Source organism: Ruegeria sp. I3 (genome assembly GCF_056532525.1).
Window position 1 is genome coordinate 21,291 of sequence record NZ_JBQFNI010000005.1, and the last position, 18,880, is coordinate 40,170.

At 53.1% G+C, this 18,880-nt stretch carries 13 protein-coding genes; 8 read left to right on the forward strand and 5 right to left on the reverse strand.

Translation table 11 applies throughout. From position 1 onward, the window contains the following. Positions 1-13: 13 nt before the first annotated feature. Positions 14-415, forward strand: a complete 402-nt coding sequence (locus ACR0L9_RS14170; RefSeq protein ID WP_480895910.1) for a helix-turn-helix domain-containing protein — start codon at positions 14-16, stop codon at positions 413-415. Between the two features lie 239 nt (positions 416-654). Here the strand turns inward: ACR0L9_RS14170 and ACR0L9_RS14175 are convergent, their stop codons facing one another. After that, complete coding sequence (locus tag ACR0L9_RS14175) at positions 655-5,772, reverse strand: RecQ family ATP-dependent DNA helicase (protein ID WP_480895911.1); 5,118 nt, start codon at positions 5,770-5,772, stop codon at positions 655-657. Between the two features lie 1,206 nt (positions 5,773-6,978). On the opposite strand from ACR0L9_RS14175, the gene ACR0L9_RS14180 reads away from it, so the two are divergent. From ACR0L9_RS14180 to ACR0L9_RS14205, 6 genes are all read left to right on the forward strand, one after another. Further along, positions 6,979-7,866, forward strand: a complete 888-nt coding sequence (locus ACR0L9_RS14180) for a LysR family transcriptional regulator (protein WP_480895912.1) — start codon at positions 6,979-6,981, stop codon at positions 7,864-7,866. Positions 7,867-7,972: 106 nt separating this feature from the next. Continuing rightward, complete coding sequence (wrbA, locus tag ACR0L9_RS14185; RefSeq protein WP_480577271.1) at positions 7,973-8,596, forward strand: NAD(P)H:quinone oxidoreductase; 624 nt, start codon at positions 7,973-7,975, stop codon at positions 8,594-8,596. 58 nt (positions 8,597-8,654) lie between these two features. Then, positions 8,655-9,551 carry an EamA family transporter gene (locus ACR0L9_RS14190; protein ID WP_480895913.1) on the forward strand — a complete coding sequence of 299 codons (897 nt, stop codon included), beginning with the start codon at positions 8,655-8,657 and terminating at the stop codon, positions 9,549-9,551. Positions 9,552-11,000: 1,449 nt separating this feature from the next. Next, positions 11,001-11,207: a hypothetical protein gene (locus tag ACR0L9_RS14195; protein ID WP_480895914.1), complete on the forward strand. Its 207-nt coding sequence runs from the start codon at positions 11,001-11,003 to the stop codon at positions 11,205-11,207. Beyond that, a complete protein-coding gene (locus ACR0L9_RS14200) occupies positions 11,204-11,506 on the forward strand; it encodes a hypothetical protein (RefSeq protein WP_480895915.1) in 303 nt (100 codons plus the stop codon). The genes ACR0L9_RS14195 and ACR0L9_RS14200 overlap by 4 nt, the downstream gene beginning before the upstream one ends. Positions 11,507-12,188: 682 nt before the next feature. Beyond that, positions 12,189-12,965 carry a hypothetical protein gene (locus ACR0L9_RS14205; RefSeq protein ID WP_480895917.1) on the forward strand — a complete coding sequence of 259 codons (777 nt, stop codon included), beginning with the start codon at positions 12,189-12,191 and terminating at the stop codon, positions 12,963-12,965. Between the two features lie 127 nt (positions 12,966-13,092). On the opposite strand, the gene ACR0L9_RS14210 is transcribed toward ACR0L9_RS14205, so the two are convergent. Then, positions 13,093-13,398: a hypothetical protein gene (locus tag ACR0L9_RS14210; RefSeq protein ID WP_480895918.1), complete on the reverse strand. Its 306-nt coding sequence runs from the start codon at positions 13,396-13,398 to the stop codon at positions 13,093-13,095. Positions 13,399-13,655: 257 nt separating this feature from the next. On the opposite strand from ACR0L9_RS14210, the gene ACR0L9_RS14215 reads away from it, so the two are divergent. Continuing rightward, the gene (locus ACR0L9_RS14215; RefSeq protein WP_480895919.1) at positions 13,656-14,882 is read left to right on the forward strand and encodes a PIN-like domain-containing protein; all 1,227 of its coding nucleotides are present in this window, start codon (positions 13,656-13,658) and stop codon (positions 14,880-14,882) included. Positions 14,883-15,013: 131 nt separating this feature from the next. On the opposite strand, the gene ACR0L9_RS14220 is transcribed toward ACR0L9_RS14215, so the two are convergent. From ACR0L9_RS14220 to ACR0L9_RS14230, 3 genes are all read right to left on the reverse strand, one after another. Further along, entirely contained in the window at positions 15,014-16,888 is a 1,875-nt protein-coding gene (locus tag ACR0L9_RS14220) for an amidohydrolase family protein (RefSeq protein WP_480895921.1), read from the reverse strand. 69 nt (positions 16,889-16,957) lie between these two features. Continuing rightward, positions 16,958-18,136 carry a carbohydrate porin gene (locus ACR0L9_RS14225; protein WP_480895922.1) on the reverse strand — a complete coding sequence of 393 codons (1,179 nt, stop codon included), beginning with the start codon at positions 18,134-18,136 and terminating at the stop codon, positions 16,958-16,960. Continuing rightward, complete coding sequence (locus ACR0L9_RS14230; RefSeq protein ID WP_480895923.1) at positions 18,133-18,837, reverse strand: DUF3299 domain-containing protein; 705 nt, start codon at positions 18,835-18,837, stop codon at positions 18,133-18,135. The genes ACR0L9_RS14225 and ACR0L9_RS14230 overlap by 4 nt, the downstream gene beginning before the upstream one ends. Positions 18,838-18,880 lie beyond the last annotated feature (43 nt).

Genomic DNA, 18,880 nt, shown 5'->3' on the forward strand with positions numbered 1-18,880 from the left:
TTGAGAGGTAGCGATGACAAATAAACCGTATGGAGACACCCGGATGGCGACGTATGTCGAACGGAGGGTGCTCGAACTGAAACCTACCAAGAGCCAAGCCGAGATCGCGGCCCAGGTGGGATACGTCAACCCGAACATGATCACGATGATCAAGCAGGGAAGTTCCAAGGTGGCATTGGATCGCGTCCCGGCTTTGGCGAAAGCTTTGGAATGCGACGCTGCCTACCTTATGCGCCTCGCAATTGAGCAGTCGATCGGCCTGACTGCAGCTGAGGCAGTTGTCGAGGTGTTCGGAGAACCTGTCACTTCGAATGAGCTTGGTTGGCTTAAAGCAATTTGCAGGGCTTCCAACAACACTGATCCTAGGCTGACCAGCCGGTCAGAGACGGCGATCAAGACCATCTTTGGGAAGTAGGTGCCATGTATGACCAGAAAGATGTCCTGACATTGAATGAGCGCGCCTGGATGCGGTTCCTCCGTGACGTGAGCAACGGAAGCGATCCTGAACCGACACTACGGCGAGTGCAGCTGTTGCGGCGCTTGTGCGAGCCTCGGAGAGCTTGATGACAATGCGAAGCATTACTGTGTTGGGGAATGGCTGAAGTGCTGGGCTTCGCCGGATCCATCTGGAAACAAAGAATTGTAAGTGATGTCCTAGTTGACGGACACGAAAATGAGCTCCGGCAAAACCACCTCCCATGCATCGCGGCGGAGAGTGTGCTGGAAGGCTTCACCAGAGTCTTCCTTTCGCCATGTAAGGATAGCGGCGACTTCACCCCGTTCAAACCTGGTATTTGGCGGTGGTGCGAAGGATTTGGACATGCGGCTCAGCACTTGCCCTTTTTCGTTGTGTAGCAACCAGCGGTCGCCGTCCTTTACCAATAACACTGCATCGCCGACGCGTGCCGCATTAACAGCACTCAGAGAAGAGTGGCCTGGATGCAAGCGTCCAGCATAGGAAAGATCAACCATCCGCGCCTCAGCCGCCTGAAAAAAACGACGGGGACCAGGCAACGCGTTCATGTCAGGCGTCACGCTACGGGTGAGAACTGAAGGTGCTCCTGTTGGTAGGTATTCATGGTTGTCGTTGCTCATTACTACAAGGCTGCGGCGGGCACGTGTCATAGCGACATAGAACAGTCGACGGGGTGCGTCCTGATCTTCGGACCGCGAGGGCCGCTCCCACCCGCCATCGAGTATAACTACATCGTCAAATTCCAGGCCTTTTGCGCGGTGGGCCGTCAGCAGCTTTAATCCTCTTTGTTCATCCCAGCTATCACGGGACCATTCCGCGAACCATTCGACAATGTCTGGGACGGGCAGGCTGCGCGACCCAACCTCGCGTGCTAGTAGGCCTAATCCTTCGCCAATACGATCGGTCCAGCGCGAATGCGAAAGTGTGTTCAGCACTTCGGTCAACTTATTGATCGAGTAAAGCTCTGAGGGTGTCTCGCGTAGGGCTTTGACAAACGTCTGCATCTCGCGCATCCGCCATAGGCTAGGCATGTTTTCGTTAGCCATTTCAACCGGTATCCCGAGGTTTTCGGCAAAATCGCGCACCGGTATCAGCTTTCGCCAATCGCGCGAGATAATCGCGGCGCGTGACCATGTCCAATCGGGGTCGAGACGAGAGAGGCGGATCAACTCGTCTAGTGCGGCCATAGCCTGCTCTTCATTACCAGCTGGGCACTCAAGGATCTGCACACGGCCCTGAGCTACTGGATCCAATTTTGCCAGAGATCCACCGGCGTCAGCCTTCGTCCGGGCCTGATCTACGGTAATATCGTGGCCAAGTTTCATACGCGCGGCGGCCCCTGCGATCACGGCATTGGCGGTGGCGACGATATGACCGGTAGAGCGGTAGTTCTCGGTTAAGAAAACCGGTTTTGCAGCGTAGTCCTGTTCAAACTGGCGGATGTAGCGGATCGATGCACCGGAGAAAGCATAAATATTCTGGTCGTCATCACCCACGGCAAATAGGCTGAGTCGCAGATCGGGATCATCCAGAGTTCTCCCTGCCACAGCAGCGATCAGCCCGTATTCATCTGGACCGATATCCTGATATTCATCCACTAAAATCCAGCGATACCCCTGTATCAGTGTTTCACGCAGCGCCTCGGCTTCTTGCTTGCTTAGACCGTCACCCCGTAGCAGTGCCGCGGCCTTTTGCAATAGACCTTTGAAATCGGGGATGTCGGCTGTTTGAATGCCCGCGAAACTAGCTCCGATCAGGCGCATAGCCAGTGAATGCACCGTTGAGACGGTTACTAAGGTTGAGTCATCTCCAACTAACCGGCGCAGGCGTTCACGTATTTCAGCGGCTGCGTGACGGTTGTAGGCCAGCACGAGGATACCGCGGGGATCCTCGCGTTTGATGCGCAGCAGATAAGCGATGCGATGAACCAGGACTCGTGTTTTGCCCGAGCCTGGTCCTGCTAGCACAAGGACGTTGGTTTGTTCCCGGTTGTCACGCACAATTTTTTGCTGCACCGGATTGCCCAGGTTGTCGACAATTGCCTTATAGGTGGCACCAGTGGCCTGACGCCGGAATTCGGTCCCGCGCCCCGGCATCCATCGGCGCATGAAGGCGTCTTGCTCCAGCACAAAATAGTCGTCGGACAAGCGCTGCGCTGTCTCAATGTTTTCCAGTCCTTTTTCCGCGTAGGCTGCCATCACATGGGTTTGGATGGTCTGTTCGTCATAGTGTTCCTCAAGTGGTGCGAAATGCTGGACGGTGAAACCACCGCCTTTGGAGCCAAGATGCACCGTCATGGCAGGGCGAAAGATGGACAGTCCGCGTCCCAGCGTAATCACCTGCTGTTCATGCATCCACAAAAGTGCTCGGTCCATTAAGCGGTTTGGGTCTTTGATGCTGGTGCGCAAAAGCGTGTCGCCGGTAATCGTGGACAGCATCGCTCCCAGAGTGGTCTCGACCTGAATGTCCTTGCCGTGCGTGCTTTTCGGCACCAGGGTCAGAAGATGCGCCAGCAGGCGTTGTGCACCCTGATGGCGCAACTCTGCGGTTTGAGCGACAAAGCGCCAAGACTGTTGAAGTCGCACAAGGATGCTACCGTGCACTGATTTGCGCAGAGAAAGGTTGCCACGCCCTCCCTCCGTATCACGTCCATCCTGTGCCATACCGCGCAGCAGGGTCTCCACCAGATCCGGACGCACCTCGCCATGGCCGCGCTGTCGCAATTCCTGACAGGCAATGGACAGGTTGAGCGGAATCGGTTCAGCCTGATCGGCATCTGGGGCCATTTCGCGCATCACGGCGATTAGGTCTTCTTCTAGTCGCGCGGCCCGATCCAGGCGGGCTTGCGATGCGTCGGTCACGCCATAGTGCACAAAAATGGTTATATTGGTGTCGTCGCTGGCAATTCCAATCGCCTCCAGATCGGTCAGCGCTTTGCGCAACTCAGCGGAGGAGAGCCCGCTAGCTCCTGCTAATTCGTCGGTGGAAACTCCTTCTCCCACTGGTGTGTTTACGATATGGCGCACTATTGCCAGCAGTTGTTTGCGCCGAGTGCCCGAGATATCTGCTTTTTCCAACAACGCGGCTGCGGTATTCACATCGCGCACGAGTAAGGAGGCGGGGAAGACTTGCACGCTGTTTTCTTCACGCCGCAACAGGCTCGCCTCCTCGAGCCAAGCAATAGCTGTTTTTACGCGCGTGTCTTCAGTGTTGTTATCGCGCAGAAATTCAAAGTCCTTTTCTTCTCGCACAATCTCGCCCGGAGTGGCGACGATCTTACCTTCGTCTCGAGTGCGCATATCCAAGCGACGTAGCGCTTTAAGGATGGCACCTATTTCATGCCGCGCAAGGCGGGAGCGGGCCGAAAGGCTGAATTGGCGTTCAACATCCTCTATGTTGAACAATAACACGCAGCTAGCGGGGTCGCGGTCGCGTCCCGCGCGTCCTGCCTCTTGTAAGTAGTTCTCCAACGAGCCTGGCACGTCGCCGTGGACTACTAGGCGGATGTCAGGTTTGTCGATGCCCATGCCAAAGGCGTTGGTCGCAGCAATCACGCGCAATTCGCCGGTCCGGAATTGTTCTTGGATCTCGTGCTTTTCTTCGGGAGGTAGGCCAGCGTGGAAACGTTCGGCGCTGACACCCTGTTGTTTTAGGAATTCGGCCACGCGTTCTGTCGCACCTCGGGTCGCGCAATAGACAACGGCTCCGGAGACGCCAGAGGCGGGCAAGCCCTGCTCGATCGCGTTCAGAATATCTGCGAGTTTCGTCGCGCGCTGGGTTTCACGCACCGAAAAAGAAAGGTTCGTGCGCGACGCACCACCGTCCAGCAGGATCAGATCCTGATCCAGTCGTGTTTTGAAATGCTCTCTTATATCGCGCACTACCTCGGGTTTGGCAGTGGCGGTAAGGCAAAGTATCGGAGCGGGGGCATCGCCGGAGTTTTCTTTGATGAAGCGGCTGACGTAGCGGTAGTCGGGCCTAAAATCATGGCCCCATTTTGAGATGCAATGTGCTTCGTCTAGCACCCAAAGGCCAATTTCGCGTTGTGTCAGAGCGCTGCGAACTGACTTGTTGCGAAGCTGTTCGGGTGAAATCATCAAGATCGCAGCATCACCCATGCGCACTTTGTCCAGAGCGTCGTGACGTTCAGGCAGCGACAGAAGGCCGTTGATCGTGACGGCGGAGGATATCCCGGCTCTCGCCAGGCCCTGCACCTGATCTGCCATGAGTGCGACTAGCGGTGAGATAACGACGGTTAGCGCACCGGTCTTGTCGAACCGTGAAAGGGCTGGAATCTGATAACAGACTGACTTGCCAGTTCCGGTCGGAAGGATGCCCAGAACGCTTTTGCCTGCCATCGCTTCAGCCACAATGCGTTCCTGCAAGGGTTGACCGAATTCGTCCACGGGTTCGGGTCTGAAGGACGGAAAGCCGAACCAGCGATCCAGCGCCCTTTTAGGATTGTTGTGTTCGACACACCATTGGCAAGAGTCCTCATTACAAGCAGCCTCTCGCAAGTGACGCACAATCAGAGAAGCTTCGCGGAATTGCATGCGAACCCAGGGAGGCATGACGCTGTCGCCGCCAGCAACAGAAATCCACGACAAGGCATAGGCCAAAGGCCAGGCAAGGTTCGGGTTTTCCATCCGGCTTAGAGTCTGTTCGAGCCGATGCAAGCAGACTTGTCCAGCCAAAAGGCGGCGAACGGCGTCAAAGGCTTCTTGTTTATTGGGTCTGCTAGTGCAACGCACAGCAGTAAAAAGTGCGTCAAACCCTCCGCTGCGTGGGGGGCGTGTGGCAAGGAAATGATAGGCTGTCAGCGCATCCGGGGTCGTTGTGTTTAGCTTGGCGAACGCCTCGATCTGGTTTTGCAGAACCTCGAAGACCAGACGTGCATCCTTTTCGGGATCGTTGACATGACCCGATTGCAACCGTCCGTCGTGATAGTGTTTGACTAAATGGTGATAGGGGTTGCGCGGGAAGGCCAAAGGATTGAGCCAGAGTGTGTCGATTGGTGCCTCTGACAAGGCGGCAAAGCGGGGCGCTGCAGCGGCCAGGTGGGGCAGGTCGTGGTGCAAGATGTTGTGGCCGATGACACTGTCGAAACCTTTACAATATGTGTCGAGCTGCGACAGTGCTGAGGCGGAGCTGCTTTTTTCAACTAGAGCCGGTCTGGAGTCATCGTTCGTTGTGGCAGCGAATGCGAATATCCGAGCGGATTTAGGATCCACTTCCAGGTCAATCGATACACAGCGCTCAAGAAAGCGCGAAATGTCCACCTGACCGTTCGTTATCATTGCTCGCCGGATTTTCTCTTTTAGTGTCTCCTTGATAGCTACCGGATTTCAGACAAAAGAGAAGGTGCGTTTCAAATTGCTCTTCGCAATGTGGATTCCTCGCACTCCTCAATGGTTGCACAAGGTTGACAAAGGTTTACATCTGCCCCTCGCGGGATCGACGGATGTAAACCTTTCTTCCTCAAAAACACCCCAAAATCAGGCCAAAGGTTTACACTAAGTTTACATTAAGTTGACAGATTTCACCCAAAATCAGGTTTTTCAGACCAAAATGTAAACCTTTGAACCAGACAAACCCATTAAACAAAGGTTCTCAGAAAACACATATCCGAAGATAGGCCAGAAAAGCGTGCACAGCGACGAAACACAGGCCAGACGACCCAGGACCCAGACACAAATAAGAGAACGGACGTAACTCAGGCCTGCTCACAACTCTCCGGAGAGAGAACCACATTGAGAGCGTAAGCACAGGTCTATGCCAGGCAGTGTATTGAGCTACTCCGGAGAGAAGAAACCGACGATTGCTCATAGACAGGGAATAGATGCACCTAGATCGCAATCACGATTGATAGCACCAACATGCAACAGCGCCCTAGAGAGCGAAAACCAAGTGTAAGAGGTGCCAAGTTAACTGGGTGCTAGAGAGAGAAGGTGATCGTAGGGAGGAGTGTTCAGGGGCGGCACCCGATTTGCGCTTATGTTTACCAGAACTTTTGTATGCTCCGTTGCTTCTAAGTGCTCGTTGGGAAACCGGTAACTCGCCGTGGAGCGTAAAGAAGGCTGCACTTTTATTGTATGTGCTGAAAATTCTTTGGAAGTTCGTGTTGCGACTTCAAGAGAGAAGCTTCATTGAACCTTTGAGACGTCTTTCCGCATCCTCTGCAATCGCCCTAAGTCTTTCTTGCCGAGTTGGCTCACTAGCAGCGTCGCTCACTGGTTTAGCATTGCTATTGACAGGGCGATCCGAGTTTTCATTGCTCGACCGGCTTGGAACACTTTTCGGTGTAAGCGGGTTCTTAGATTTTGCCATTGCGCCTTACTCCTAGCCTCTCCGAAAATAGAGTGATGGTTATTCTCTGGCAATCGCCCGGAAATCAACGCAAGAAACACAGGCGCGTCGCCCCTTCGCACCAGTCTCGCGGTCGTATAACTTGCAAGTCGTTACGCCCAATTGGGCGGCTCAAAAAACTGCTCGGGGGCCAGGAGTTGGACAAACTGTCAGTCATGCAAGCCTTTCGCCGCATCGTTGAACGTGGCAGCTTTGCCCGCGCGGCGGAAGATCTTGGTGTTTCTCCTGCGCTTCTCAGCAGAGAAATCAAGCTTCTGGAAGAAAGTCTGGGAACCGTCCTCCTCACCAGAACAACCCGATCCATGTCACTGACTGACACCGGCAGTCTCTACTACGAAGATGCAATTGGAATACTCGACGCAGTCGAAAAAACGGAACAGACCATTAGGGAAGGTTCAAAAGCGATGCGTGGGCACCTTCGGGTGAATGCGTCAAGCTCCTTCGGCCAAACCGTTATCGCACCGATGCTTCCTGATTTTCTGGAAACCTATCCAGATCTGCGATTTACTCTTTCGATGGACGACAAGGTGATCGATATGGTCGAGGGCGGGTTCGATCTGTCGATACGAATCCGAGCCGCGATGCCGGACTCGGCCCTTGTTGCGCGACGGATCGGCGTGATGCGACAGCGGATTTTTGCGTCTCCTGACTATTTGGAGCGATGTGGGACACCGACCCAGCCGGCGGATCTGAAAAACCACGCTATCATTGGCTTTTTGCTTGCTGATCATTTGACGAGCTGGAAGCTCTCGGCCGCCGACGGCGTCACATCATTGGAACTTGATCCGCGTGTGAGGGTTGGTAACAGCCTCGTTTTGCGTGATCTGCTGATAGCCGGGCAAGGCATCGGAACTCTGCCCGAGTTCGTTTCTGATGCTCCTGAAGCTAGCGGGGCCTTGGTGAGAGTTCTTCCTGACCACGAACTGCCCGCGCCGGAAGTATTCGCCGTTACTGCATCTCGCTTGGGAATGGATGCAAAGGTCACAGCCTTTCTTGATCATCTGCGTCTGGCTCTCAGGTCCTGACATTATTCAATACAGGTAAAGAGTGATGTCAAAGAGCGCGACTTAATTGGCGGCGCAACAAATTCCATTCTCTCAGGGAACAAGTCACAGCCCTGAGAGGTATCCTATGTCACGTATTCTCGTTCTCTACTATTCAAGCTATGGCCATGTCCGCACATTGGCCGATGCCGAAGCTGAAGGCGCCAGAAGTGTTCCCGGCACCGAAGTTGACGTTCGGCGTGTGCCCGAAACTGTCCCTGAGGAAGTCCGCCAGCAGGCTGGCTATGTCGTAGATGATACACCTGCCGCCTTGCCGACAGATCTGGAAAACTATGATGCAATCATCATTGGAACACCGACCCGATTTGGCATGATGGCTGGCCAAATGAAGTCTTTCCTTGATCAGGCCGGAGGGCTTTGGGCAAGGAACGCACTGGTTGGTAAGGTCGGGGCGGTCTTTGCATCAACAGGTTCGCAACACGGTGGGCACGAGGCCACCCTTCTGACAACGCAAGTCCCTCTTCAACACTTTGGGATGCTGATTGCCGGAATGCCATACACATTTGCTGGCCAGACTACATCAGAAGAAATCATTGGCGGCGCACCATATGGTGCCGGAACGATCGCCGGTGCTGATGGTTCCCGCACACCTACTGAAACCGACCTAGCCGGAGCGCGGTTCCAGGGCGCTCATGTTGCAAGTATTGCAGCGTGCCTCGTTGGATCAAACCTCCAAGCGAAAGCAGCGTAACCCGCGCGCCTCTGACGTCTCACTCAAATTCTCAAACGCCTCAGCCGGGAGACATACCATGTCACGCTCAACCGATATTCTACTCACCTCACTCGCCCCAGCGGTATGGGGAAGCACTTATCTGGTAACTACCGAAGCGCTCCCGGCTGGCTATCCGATTACCCTGGCTGCGTTACGAGCTCTGCCTGCTGGCTTGTTGCTGCTTGCAATGACGCGCAGTGTTCCATCACGCGAATGGCTCGGTCGAGTTTTCGTTTTAGGCAGCCTCAATTTCGCTCTGTTCTGGGTGCTCCTCTTCGTTGCTGCGTATAGGTTGCCCGGTGGTGTGGCCGCCACCCTGGGATCGTTGCAAGCAATGATCGTGATTTTGATGGCGTGGGGATGGTTGGGAACCCCAATCCGACTTGGTGCGCTCGGCGCCGCAGCGACTGGCGTAATGGGTGTGTCTCTGCTGCTGAACGGACCAGAAGCACAACTTGATTGGATCGGTATAGCAGCGGGTTTGGGAGGAGCTGCGTCAATGGCTGCTGGCACTGTTCTCAGCCGGAAATGGCAACCTCCGGTCTCGGCGCTGAGTTTCACAGCGTGGCAATTAACAGCCGGTGGTTTGATACTGCTGCCAGTCGCACTGTTCCTTGAGCCGCCTCTACCTGCGCTCAGCGCGACAAATGTCGCCGGCCTTATTTGGCTTGGGTTGATCGGTGCTGCAGCAACCTATGCGCTTTGGTTTCGTGGCATTGCGCGCCTGGAGCCCAGTGCAGTCTCGATGCTCGGCATGATGAGTCCTGTAACAGCTGTCGTGCTCGGCTGGGTATACTTGGGACAAACGCTTAGCCTCACTCAGTCCATGGGAGCAGTCATAGTTATTGGCTCTGTTGTGGTCGGCCAAAGCGTGAGTCGAAGGGACAATTCGGGTTTGAAAAAATGGAGAACAGCAACAGCCGGATCTGTCTGATGGGCGTTGAGTCGCAAACAAAGGGCCCAATCACGCAAGCGGGCGAGGAATGGCTGAGCGCCTCGCTCAAGCCCGTTCGCCAGATCCCTAGAATGTCGAAGTCCTAGGTTTCCCCACGCATGATAAAGGGGATGCGTTCTGGCGCCGCAGCATCCGGACGGTCCAAACCTCCTGTAGCAATGGTCACATTGTGACCGAACTCGCTAAGTGCTGAGTGCGCTCAGGGCGTGCGTTGTAAATTCAGTGCTGTCTTGCGTCGAAAACTGCGTTGGACGCAGCCAGTGAACGTCCCAGCCGACCTGGCGATGTGCATAGGAGACTACAGCATTGCGCGCGTGTTCTATACATACCTAGTGGCCCCGTGTGCCAAACGCAAAACTCTCGCGCTAAAGACAAAAGTGCATTTCGCCCTGGAAATCGCCTTGTGGGCGAAGCTGAGTTTTGATATTTTTAAGAAGCCGTTACGGCAGCACAAAGCAACAAGCAGTCAGCCAAGAACAACGCGCTTCTATGCCTATGTTCTTTGACACCTCATACCAGACCAACAAGAAACGCCGGCGCCGGGAAAATGACCGGGCAGCGAGTCACCTATCTGGAAGGTGCAGGAAAGATCACTTCGGATCGCTCCCCGGTGGAAAGCATCGGACGCCCCAAGTGGTTGCCGCCAGTCGTATGACGAAATGGCACAGAAAGACGGTTGCAATGTGCGTCGGGCTTAGACCCGGGTCACAACAACCTATCACGTCTAGGTTGGAGGAAAGCCGGACGTGTTGCTCAGTCGAAAGGCTGTAACCGCTTGGCCGCAAAGCCGGGATCGGAGCGCTGCTAGGTCAATGGAAGCCACCTAGTGTTAGAAGCTCTTCACCACCTGTTATATGCAGATTATTCCCCCAGGACATCACAGAAAAGGTTTGTGTTGTCCTGGGGGGAAAGTCCTATTTCTGCAGGGATTTTTGATAGTCATTCATTCCGAGCATTTCATGCTTCTGCCGGCAGAAGAAACAGAACCGGTGGGCGCGAAGCGCCCGAAAGCGAGCGTTAGCCAGCGCGCAGGACTTGCGGCAGAGATGATCTCTGCCTGAAGCACTTACAAGCTCGCGGCCTATGCTAGTCCGGGGCGGCGATAAACAAATAGACCTGAAAACATTTCTGCCAGAGCTGCACGCGCTCGCTGAAAAACACCGGGACCAAAACGAATTTATTCAACATCTGACATAAAATTTCTTGTAATTTAACGGATAAGGATGGGCTTCCAACTACCTTCTCTCCGAACCCGGCACTGGATCATCAATGCGATGTAAGCCAATCGGCGCAGGGTTCATGTTTTCAGCGACAAGTAAGCAATTAAACATAATTAAAACAATGATTTAATTCAAATTTTCTCTTGCGATCCAGATTCCAATCATGCGAGTCTGCGCACACCAAATCATCTTAAAGAGGAATAGTTTCGTGCAGGCTACTACCAATACCCAAGAAATCTATCTGCCGGATCACATCTACCACGCACTGAAAGCCAAGCTGGAAAAGCTGGTGTCTGAGCCCTTCGAAGAATGCGGCACTGACCCTGAGACCGAGATCGTCACGGCTCTCGGTGAGATTGGGAAAATCTGGCCGGTGTCGGTGCTGGATGAGGCTCAGGTTGCGGAGGCGGCATGACTGCAATGAAACGTATTGGCATTATCGCAATCGCAAGCCTGTCAGCCTGCACCTTCAGCCCGGATAGAATGTTTTACGAGGTGTCGCAGAGCAACGCCAATGGAGTGATCATTCAGGCCAATATCGGCAACATGGATCGTCAGTCACCGGAGGTGGCTCAGATGGCGGTTCACATGGACGGTATGGCCTTCCGAGAGTGCGAGGAGCTGGGTAAGAGCGCCGCAGGTTTCACCAATCAGCGCACTTATACCGCCGGTCCTTATCATTCTTGGCTGGAGCGCACCTACCGCTGCCAATGATGTAAGCAGTTCCAACTTTGACCAATACCTAACCCGCGGGTGCAAGCTGGCAGGTTATTGCGCTTGTGTCGGGTCAAATTGTTTTTTTTTAAAATGAGTTACGCAATCGAAGCACCACATCTAGACATTGAAGAATCATTGCGGTTTGGTTCAAATGTTACGAACGAATCCGAGAATTCCCATTGCCCAACGATCCTAGCTTCAGACAGATCGAAGAACTAATGTTAACGGACAAAGCAGCCGTGGATTTGTCTACTTGGCGTGCCGGTAGCCGGGCTGGAACCTTGGAGATTAGAACGGCCGTTATGGCTGGCGCTAGCACAGTGACCGGAGTGGAACTGTATATGAAGTGCCTTCGGGACCGGCCAGACGAAATGGTTTCCATCGGACTGTGCATGGAAACCAGTATCGGCCCTAAGAACATCGCGCGGTATGATTGGAGGGGATCTACTCATCAGAACGTCAATTCTCTCTGTGGAGATTTTCAGTTTGTAGATGCGGGTCGAACTCACTATCACAATCCACTACTACACGATGGCTTCGAAAATCCGATGGATTTCATAAAAATGAATTTGCCAATCGCAGTAAATTCGCATCCGCCACCACACGATTTTAGTGCTTTGCTTGAATGTTGTGCTAGACTTATGAACGTAACAAATTTGGAAGAGGCTCCGTCACCACCATGGCAACTCAGCGCACATCTATAAATTTTCAAGGAGTCGGGACAATCCCCGGTTCGTTGGATGATGTTGTGCGCGACTTGTGCACTTCTCATCTAATCAATGGTCGGCAAGTGATCCAAATGCCCGTGGTGACCATTTATGGTTCTTTGATCAACGTCTCAGTTTGGTCTGAAGGAGGGGAAACCTTTCTCGTCACAGACGACGGCATGGCATACCACGAGGTGAGCACTGCAGCTGCAAATGAGCGGACATTTACTAGTGTCGCTAAGGCAAAATGTGAACGTTACGGCGCAGAATTCGATGGTTGCTCGATGTTGTTTCTAAGAGTAGCGCGTGATCGGCTTAAAGGCGCTATTATTGCCATGGCATCTTTGACAAAAGAAGTCATTGACGAAACTCTCGAACGTTCGTTTGCAGTGTCTGTGGACAGGGCACACGAGCGCTTTGTTCGACGCGTCGGTGAAGCATTTAAGAACTACACACGTATTGAACACGCAAAAATAGTCGGACGATCCACCACGCAACATGATGTTGATATACTGGTAGAATTAAACGGTAATTCGCTCGCCTTTGATTATTTTTCAAAGTCAGGAAATGCAGTAAACTCTGCTTACGTAAAACTATCTGACATTAGTAGATTAGACGATGGACCGATGCCCATTGGCGTCACTCCAAGCCTCAAGGCAATCGGACCAAAGCTCACACTGATCTCAAGTGTTGCTAGTGTAGTCCAGGCGGACGCAACGAGCGAAGACTACTACAAGCTAGCCGCTTAGTGCGCTCCCATAGCGAGTAGCTATAGTTGTTCTGCTGCACTAGGCAAAGTGCACGCTGGTTATCGGACGCTCCTGAACGATGAACCCGCCGGTGCAAACTGGCGGGTTTACTATTTCGGCTTTCTGATCAACACCGCACCGCCGCGAAGGTTGTCCCCGTCTGCACGTTGCGGATGGTTTCGCGCAATACCGGGCATCCCGTGACCTTTTCGATCGCCGCCACATTGGCGGCGGGCAGCGTCATGTCCGAAGACAGGAAAACCTCCGAGCCCGATGGGTCATTGGGACCGGCCAGATAAACACCCGGACCATTGCGCGGCTGAGCGGCCACAAAAAACGTCCGTCCATCAATCTCTATGGTTTGCGCATCAGGGTAGTAGTCGGTCATTTCGGTGCAGCCTGCCAAAATAACGAGAGCGAGAAGTTTCTTCACGATAATCAATCCTTAATTGATATCGCACTTTTGGACACAGATCTAACTAAGCGCAACTCGATTTTAAGATTGCCGTTCGGCAGACTCTTAACGGGATGTCGTTCGACCCAATTGGGGCCGGTTAGCGGAGGCTGTAACTACCTCTATCGCGCCCCCGGGAACGATCTAGCCGCGGCACAAGTTGACGAGATTCTTCTATGGGTTGCACATTTCCGTTCGCCAGATCACAGTCCATCAAAAGATTCTAGGGGCAGTTCATGCGTTCAAAATTTCGGGGCCATTTTAGCGAAACTCAGGAAACCATCGATGAGCTTTGGAAAACGGCGACCTTTGTGTTTGACGCCAATGTGCTGCTGAACCTGTATCGCTATTCTGATAAGACACGAAAAGAGTTTGTGCGGATCATTACGGGTATCAAAGACCGGGTTTGGATTCCTGAACAATGTGCATTTGAGTTTTTTGGCAATCGCCTAAGTGTGATCAGTGAACAAGAGCGGGCCTACAAATCGACTGGGGAAGAACTTGCGAAGATTGAGGAGCGTTTCTCCGGGTCAAACAGGCATCCATTCCTAACAGAAGAGAGCCACAATGAGCTTTCCAATGTCCTAAAGAAGATCTCTAAAGAGCTTGAGAAAAGCAGGAAGAGTCAGGAAACTCGGTTTAACCGAGACGATATCAAAGAAACTCTTGCTGATGTTTTTGAGGGTCGCGTCGGAGGCCCATTCGACGCTCAAGCTATGGACCAGCTTTTCAAGGATGGGGTTGATCGATACGCGGAGAGCATTCCGCCCGGCTACAAAGACAAGGACAAGATTAAAGACCCTAAAACAAACACAGACAAGCGTCGCGTATACGGTGATCTGATCCTCTGGATGCAGACGATAGCCCGCGCGAAGGAAACTCAGGTCGACATAGTGTTTGTTACTGACGATTCCAAAGAAGACTGGTGGCAAAAACAGTCCGGCAGAACCATATCTCCGCGACCGGAGTTGATTGACGAGTTTTGCACAGAAACAATGCAATCAATATTGATTTATTCACCCGATAAATTTGTGCAACTCGCTGAAAAGCAACTCGGTTCAAAGGTCAGCGCTGCAACAGTTGATGAAGTTAAGGCTGACTACAAAAAGGAGCGTTCATCAGATTTTATCGATGCCGCTCGCAACGCCGTGAAACATGTATCAGAAAACAGTCGTAGCATTATGGATGCTATAGCAGCGGCTCAAGCAATTCAAAAAAGTGACGCAGACGACAAGTCGAGACTAATCCGCGAAATCCATTCTCGTCGCCTTGACTGCATTCGCGCGCTGAAAACTGTAAGGGATAAATTGGAAATTCAAAAACTGATAGGTGATGAAACTGATCCAGATGAGTTGGTGAGACTAAAACAGCAGCAAAAAGAACTGGTCGTAGAAATAGCTCTCTGTGAGAGTCGGATCGATACTTTAGAGCGGAACTCTCAAGAGCGCAGTATTTTTGACTAGTTAACCCAACGTCAACCGGCCCATTTTAGGGCCGGTTACACGGTTACAAAAACACACGTAAGTCATTGATTTTAAATAATATGATGGGAGTTCGAGTCTCTCATCACCCACCATCCTTTCCCCACAATGGATCAAGGTCTTACGCGACTAGCACCTCTAAGTCCGCCCGTTTTGGACATCATGGCCTTCGCATAATCACGATTTACCGTTGCACGGTCCTCGAAGCGAGCATGCACGACGCAAAAGAACAGGGCACCGTCATCTAGACCGTTGCGAGGAGTAAACCAATCAAAGGGGTCGGTGGGCTCTATCGATGCAATCTGATTGGTTGGTGGATCAACAGGTGCGACATTGGCTTCACTATTTGTGATATCATCGAGCAGTGTTGGACGGGCCGTGCCGGTATCCGGCGTGAGAATACCCATGATCTGCTCGCGACCAGCCGGAACGAAACGTCCGCTCTCCTCGACTGGAAACCGGATCGGCTGTCCGGCATAAATATCCCGCTGAACTTCACTGTTGTTAACAACAAGGGTTCCGTTAACGAGCACGTACGGAATGCCTTCTGACGGAAGACCTTGCTGACCGAGAGTATAGTTCGCCTTTTCGGTCACAGATTCCGGGTCGAAAATCGTGATGTCCGCGACCATGCCTTCCTGCATACGCCCACGCACCTGCATTGCTCGCAACCCTGTGTCACCTAAGCGCTTCGCATGGATGTAACTTAGCTGAGTGAGTGTGAGCATAAGCGGCACATTCGCTTCACGAGCCAGTCTCAAGACAAGCGCGTGGCTGCCTGCTGACCGAGGATGCCCGGCATAGTGTTCGTAAGGAGCATCCCAACTCATCAAGTTGCCCTCAATGTCTAGCCCGGCCATACCGTCGCCCGAGATGCCATAGCCTGCGATGGTGATCCAATCATTCAGCCATTGCTCTCTTGGAGGGCTAAAAACTATGGCTGTCCGTCCCGGTTCATTCTCAGCGAAGCTCAAAAACTCGTCTTTTGTCACGAAGCGATCGAGTTGGGGATCAAAGATGGTGTCTTCGTATTTGTACCCCATCGAACCTTCCCAATTTTCGGGGGCGATGATTGAGGCTCCGTAGTTTCCCGATCCGGCAGTCCAAGGATAGTAGCTGGACCAGACGTTGTAGCCTTGGTCGCGGGCCATCTGGAGCTTTTCCTGATTTTCCCACCACCCATAATCATTGTCATGATGAATGTGCAGCGGGGCACCAAGCACCATCGCATTGACCAAGATTTCATTTACACCCGTCTGTGTTTCTGTCGGCGTCGAAGCACTGGGATGAAATCGGTGATGGACGGAAGTCAGTCTACCGTAACGCGCCGCAGCCCGCTGTGCTTCGAACATCTCATAGGTGGTAATACCTTCGCGGGCGTAACCGATGGTCGATCCCACACCGAGTGCTCCAAGACGTAGTCCCTCATCCAGCTGGGCAGTGATTTCGTTCATCTGCTCACGGTTGCTTGGTACAGAAGACCACCCCTCGACGCCGTCTTCCACACATTGTGCCCTCAGTGCGAAGAAGTTCCGGAAGTCTATATCTCCACCTTCAAGCACGAGCCCGTCATGGACCCGCATCCGTGCGAATTCTTGTCCAACCACCGTGCCATAATTTGCCTGCGTTGAGCCCTCTCGTGCTTCATACCATTCATCAATGTTAGCGGCTCCGACCTCAAAATCCATTTGAGTTGTGACGCCATCCCTAAGGTTTACTTTTATACCCCAAGGGTCCAACCCGTGTTGCTCAAGGTCGATAAATCCGGGTGACACAACGTGCCCTGTCGCATCGATGGTCTGGCTGCCGTTAATATCTTCGTCGGTAATCGCAGTGATCCAGCCGTTGCTAATTCCAACGTTTGCAATCTGGTCGAACCCGGTTTCCGGGTCCATGACCCGACCGTTGAGAATGACGATGTCGTAAGTCTGCGCGGCGCCTAGTGTCGAAAAAACAGACAACGTGCCCGCCAGAAACAAGGTACGCATGGATGGATCCTCCCTTTTATCGACAAAACTGAATGTTTTGTTGTTTTTGGAGTCTGCTTTCGCCCCACCTCAGAAAACGATCCGAGTTCTTAGACCGAACAGCATAATGCTATCCTGCGTGGGGTTCAGCAGCGGGTCAGATATGAACTGCAGTGATGGCGTGATCTGCAGCCCGGGTGATATTGAAAAACGATAGAATGCTTCGAGCGTGAACTGATCACCGTCTATGCCCCTTGCCTCGGCCCAGTTCAGTCCCAGCCCGGCCAGATCGGTATTACGACCGTAATATCCCAGACCTGCAGAAACGGACCGATCATAAAGCGCCGCTGTCCCTTTTGAGGCCCCTGCCCTGAAGAATGGCATCCATTTATTGCCAACAAACCAAGCCGCTGAAAACGCGGCCCCATAGTCTTCAGGGCGGCTGCCATCGTCGGCTGCATCCGCGTGCCAAAGGGTCAAATGGATATTGTCAAAGTAGATGCGATCAAAGCCGGAGGTGTAACCAAGCTCGAGTGACTTGAAGAGATTGCCATCGCTAAACACATCAAAGTTTGGATCAGACGGGTCGGCGTTTGCGTCTGAGATGCTCGCAACAGCGTAGAAGTTTTCGCTCAGCTTTACTCCACCGGCAATGCCAAGGCCTTGATTGGGTGTGTTAATAGTCGGATTGGTATTGAAAGACAGGTTCTGGAAACCGCTGTATGGGCTGACCAACCCATAAATGTCCACAAAGTCCGTTACATCAATCTGCCCGACTTGCAGCGTCCACGCGCCGTTCTCGGCCCTTTGCGTCCAGAATAGATTGGTCAGCAGAAAACCATTATCGTTGAAGGCTGTCCCAGTGATCGAAAGTGCTCCGCCATCCAGCCCAAGGAATTGCGGGGCAACATCGGTGTAACTGTGCCGGTCTTCGATCTTGAATGTCAAAGAGCCGCGTTCAGTTGCCTGCCAGCTACCGTAAAAACGCGCAATTCCGCTTGCCGCTTCGCCGGTTCCCAGATCAGCATTCGTGGATTGGCCCAATGCCAAGTAGTCAATATTGAAGCGAAAACCTTCCTCGGCCAGTCGGTCTTTCCACTGAAACCAACCTGGTGCGATATTGCGTGGAAAATCGGAACGGTATTGCGGGTCGGTTAGCCCATCTCCGGGCTCTAGATCAGCTTCAACCGAAGATGGCCCGGACAGTCCCTGAGCCGACGCTGCGCCAGCAAAGGCAATACTCAATGCGGCAAACAGAAGTCTTATCATTCAGACGCCTTTGCCCCGCTGGTCTTGCGAGCTCCCGCCGCCCGGATGCGATCGGAGGCGCGCTGCTTCCATTCCAGCCTGTCTGCTTCAGTTTCCAGAGTTTCGACGCGTTCCGTCTCCAACTGGAAAGTCGCATTCATAGGCATGAGGCCGTCCACAACCATCATATTCTGAACAGAAGGATCGATAGTCAGCGTGCCCGTCAGCCGAACGGGTTCGTGGAAATAGCTGGGCGTCCAGTCTCCATTCAACCGTACACGGATCATCTGGTTGGGCGGAGGAGGAGGCATGTGACTACACATCCCGCGTTCCGGCACCAGATACGCGACAGGTCGCCCGTCCGGATCACTCGGAGCGGGAATGGCAAAGCCCGCGAGTGTGATTGTTTGACCGTCGAATTGCGGATTTCCGTTTGTACCTGCTTTTCTTCGACGTTCCGTCACGACCTCTCGCTGATCCAGCAGCCAGTCGACATCAATCCCATCTGCCACCAAGGCATCCTCAGTCTCGGTCAGAAGCTCTTGCCATTTCTGCCTTTCTTCATCGCTACCAGTTTCCCGCTGCAATCTGCCGCGCAGCCTTACGACGTAAAGAACATCGTCGAACTGTTCAGCGCTAAGTTCGCGATAGGGGTCTTCAAAGACCTGCGCGGACGGGTCAGGCAGGTCAGACCAGTCTAACGCGGTTCCTGGTGTCGCCATGACAGGATGAGCACACCAAACCAACCCTGCGAATACTACGGAG

Excerpts from the sequence above, each read along its gene's own strand:
- ACR0L9_RS14170 (WP_480895910.1), top strand. The coding sequence starts at position 14 with ATGACAAATAAACCGTATGGAGACACCCGGATGGCGACGTATGTCGAA.
- ACR0L9_RS14175 (WP_480895911.1), bottom strand. The coding sequence starts at position 5,772 with ATGATAACGAACGGTCAGGTGGACATTTCGCGCTTTCTTGAGCGCTGT.
- wrbA (WP_480577271.1), top strand. The coding sequence starts at position 7,973 with ATGTCACGTATTCTCGTTCTCTACTATTCAAGCTATGGCCATGTCCGC.
- ACR0L9_RS14190 (WP_480895913.1), top strand. The coding sequence starts at position 8,655 with ATGTCACGCTCAACCGATATTCTACTCACCTCACTCGCCCCAGCGGTA.
- ACR0L9_RS14200 (WP_480895915.1), top strand. The coding sequence starts at position 11,204 with ATGACTGCAATGAAACGTATTGGCATTATCGCAATCGCAAGCCTGTCA.
- ACR0L9_RS14205 (WP_480895917.1), top strand. The coding sequence starts at position 12,189 with ATGGCAACTCAGCGCACATCTATAAATTTTCAAGGAGTCGGGACAATC.
- ACR0L9_RS14215 (WP_480895919.1), top strand. The coding sequence starts at position 13,656 with ATGCGTTCAAAATTTCGGGGCCATTTTAGCGAAACTCAGGAAACCATC.
- ACR0L9_RS14220 (WP_480895921.1), bottom strand. The coding sequence starts at position 16,888 with ATGCGTACCTTGTTTCTGGCGGGCACGTTGTCTGTTTTTTCGACACTA.
- ACR0L9_RS14225 (WP_480895922.1), bottom strand. The coding sequence starts at position 18,136 with ATGATAAGACTTCTGTTTGCCGCATTGAGTATTGCCTTTGCTGGCGCA.
- ACR0L9_RS14230 (WP_480895923.1), bottom strand. The coding sequence starts at position 18,837 with ATGGCGACACCAGGAACCGCGTTAGACTGGTCTGACCTGCCTGACCCG.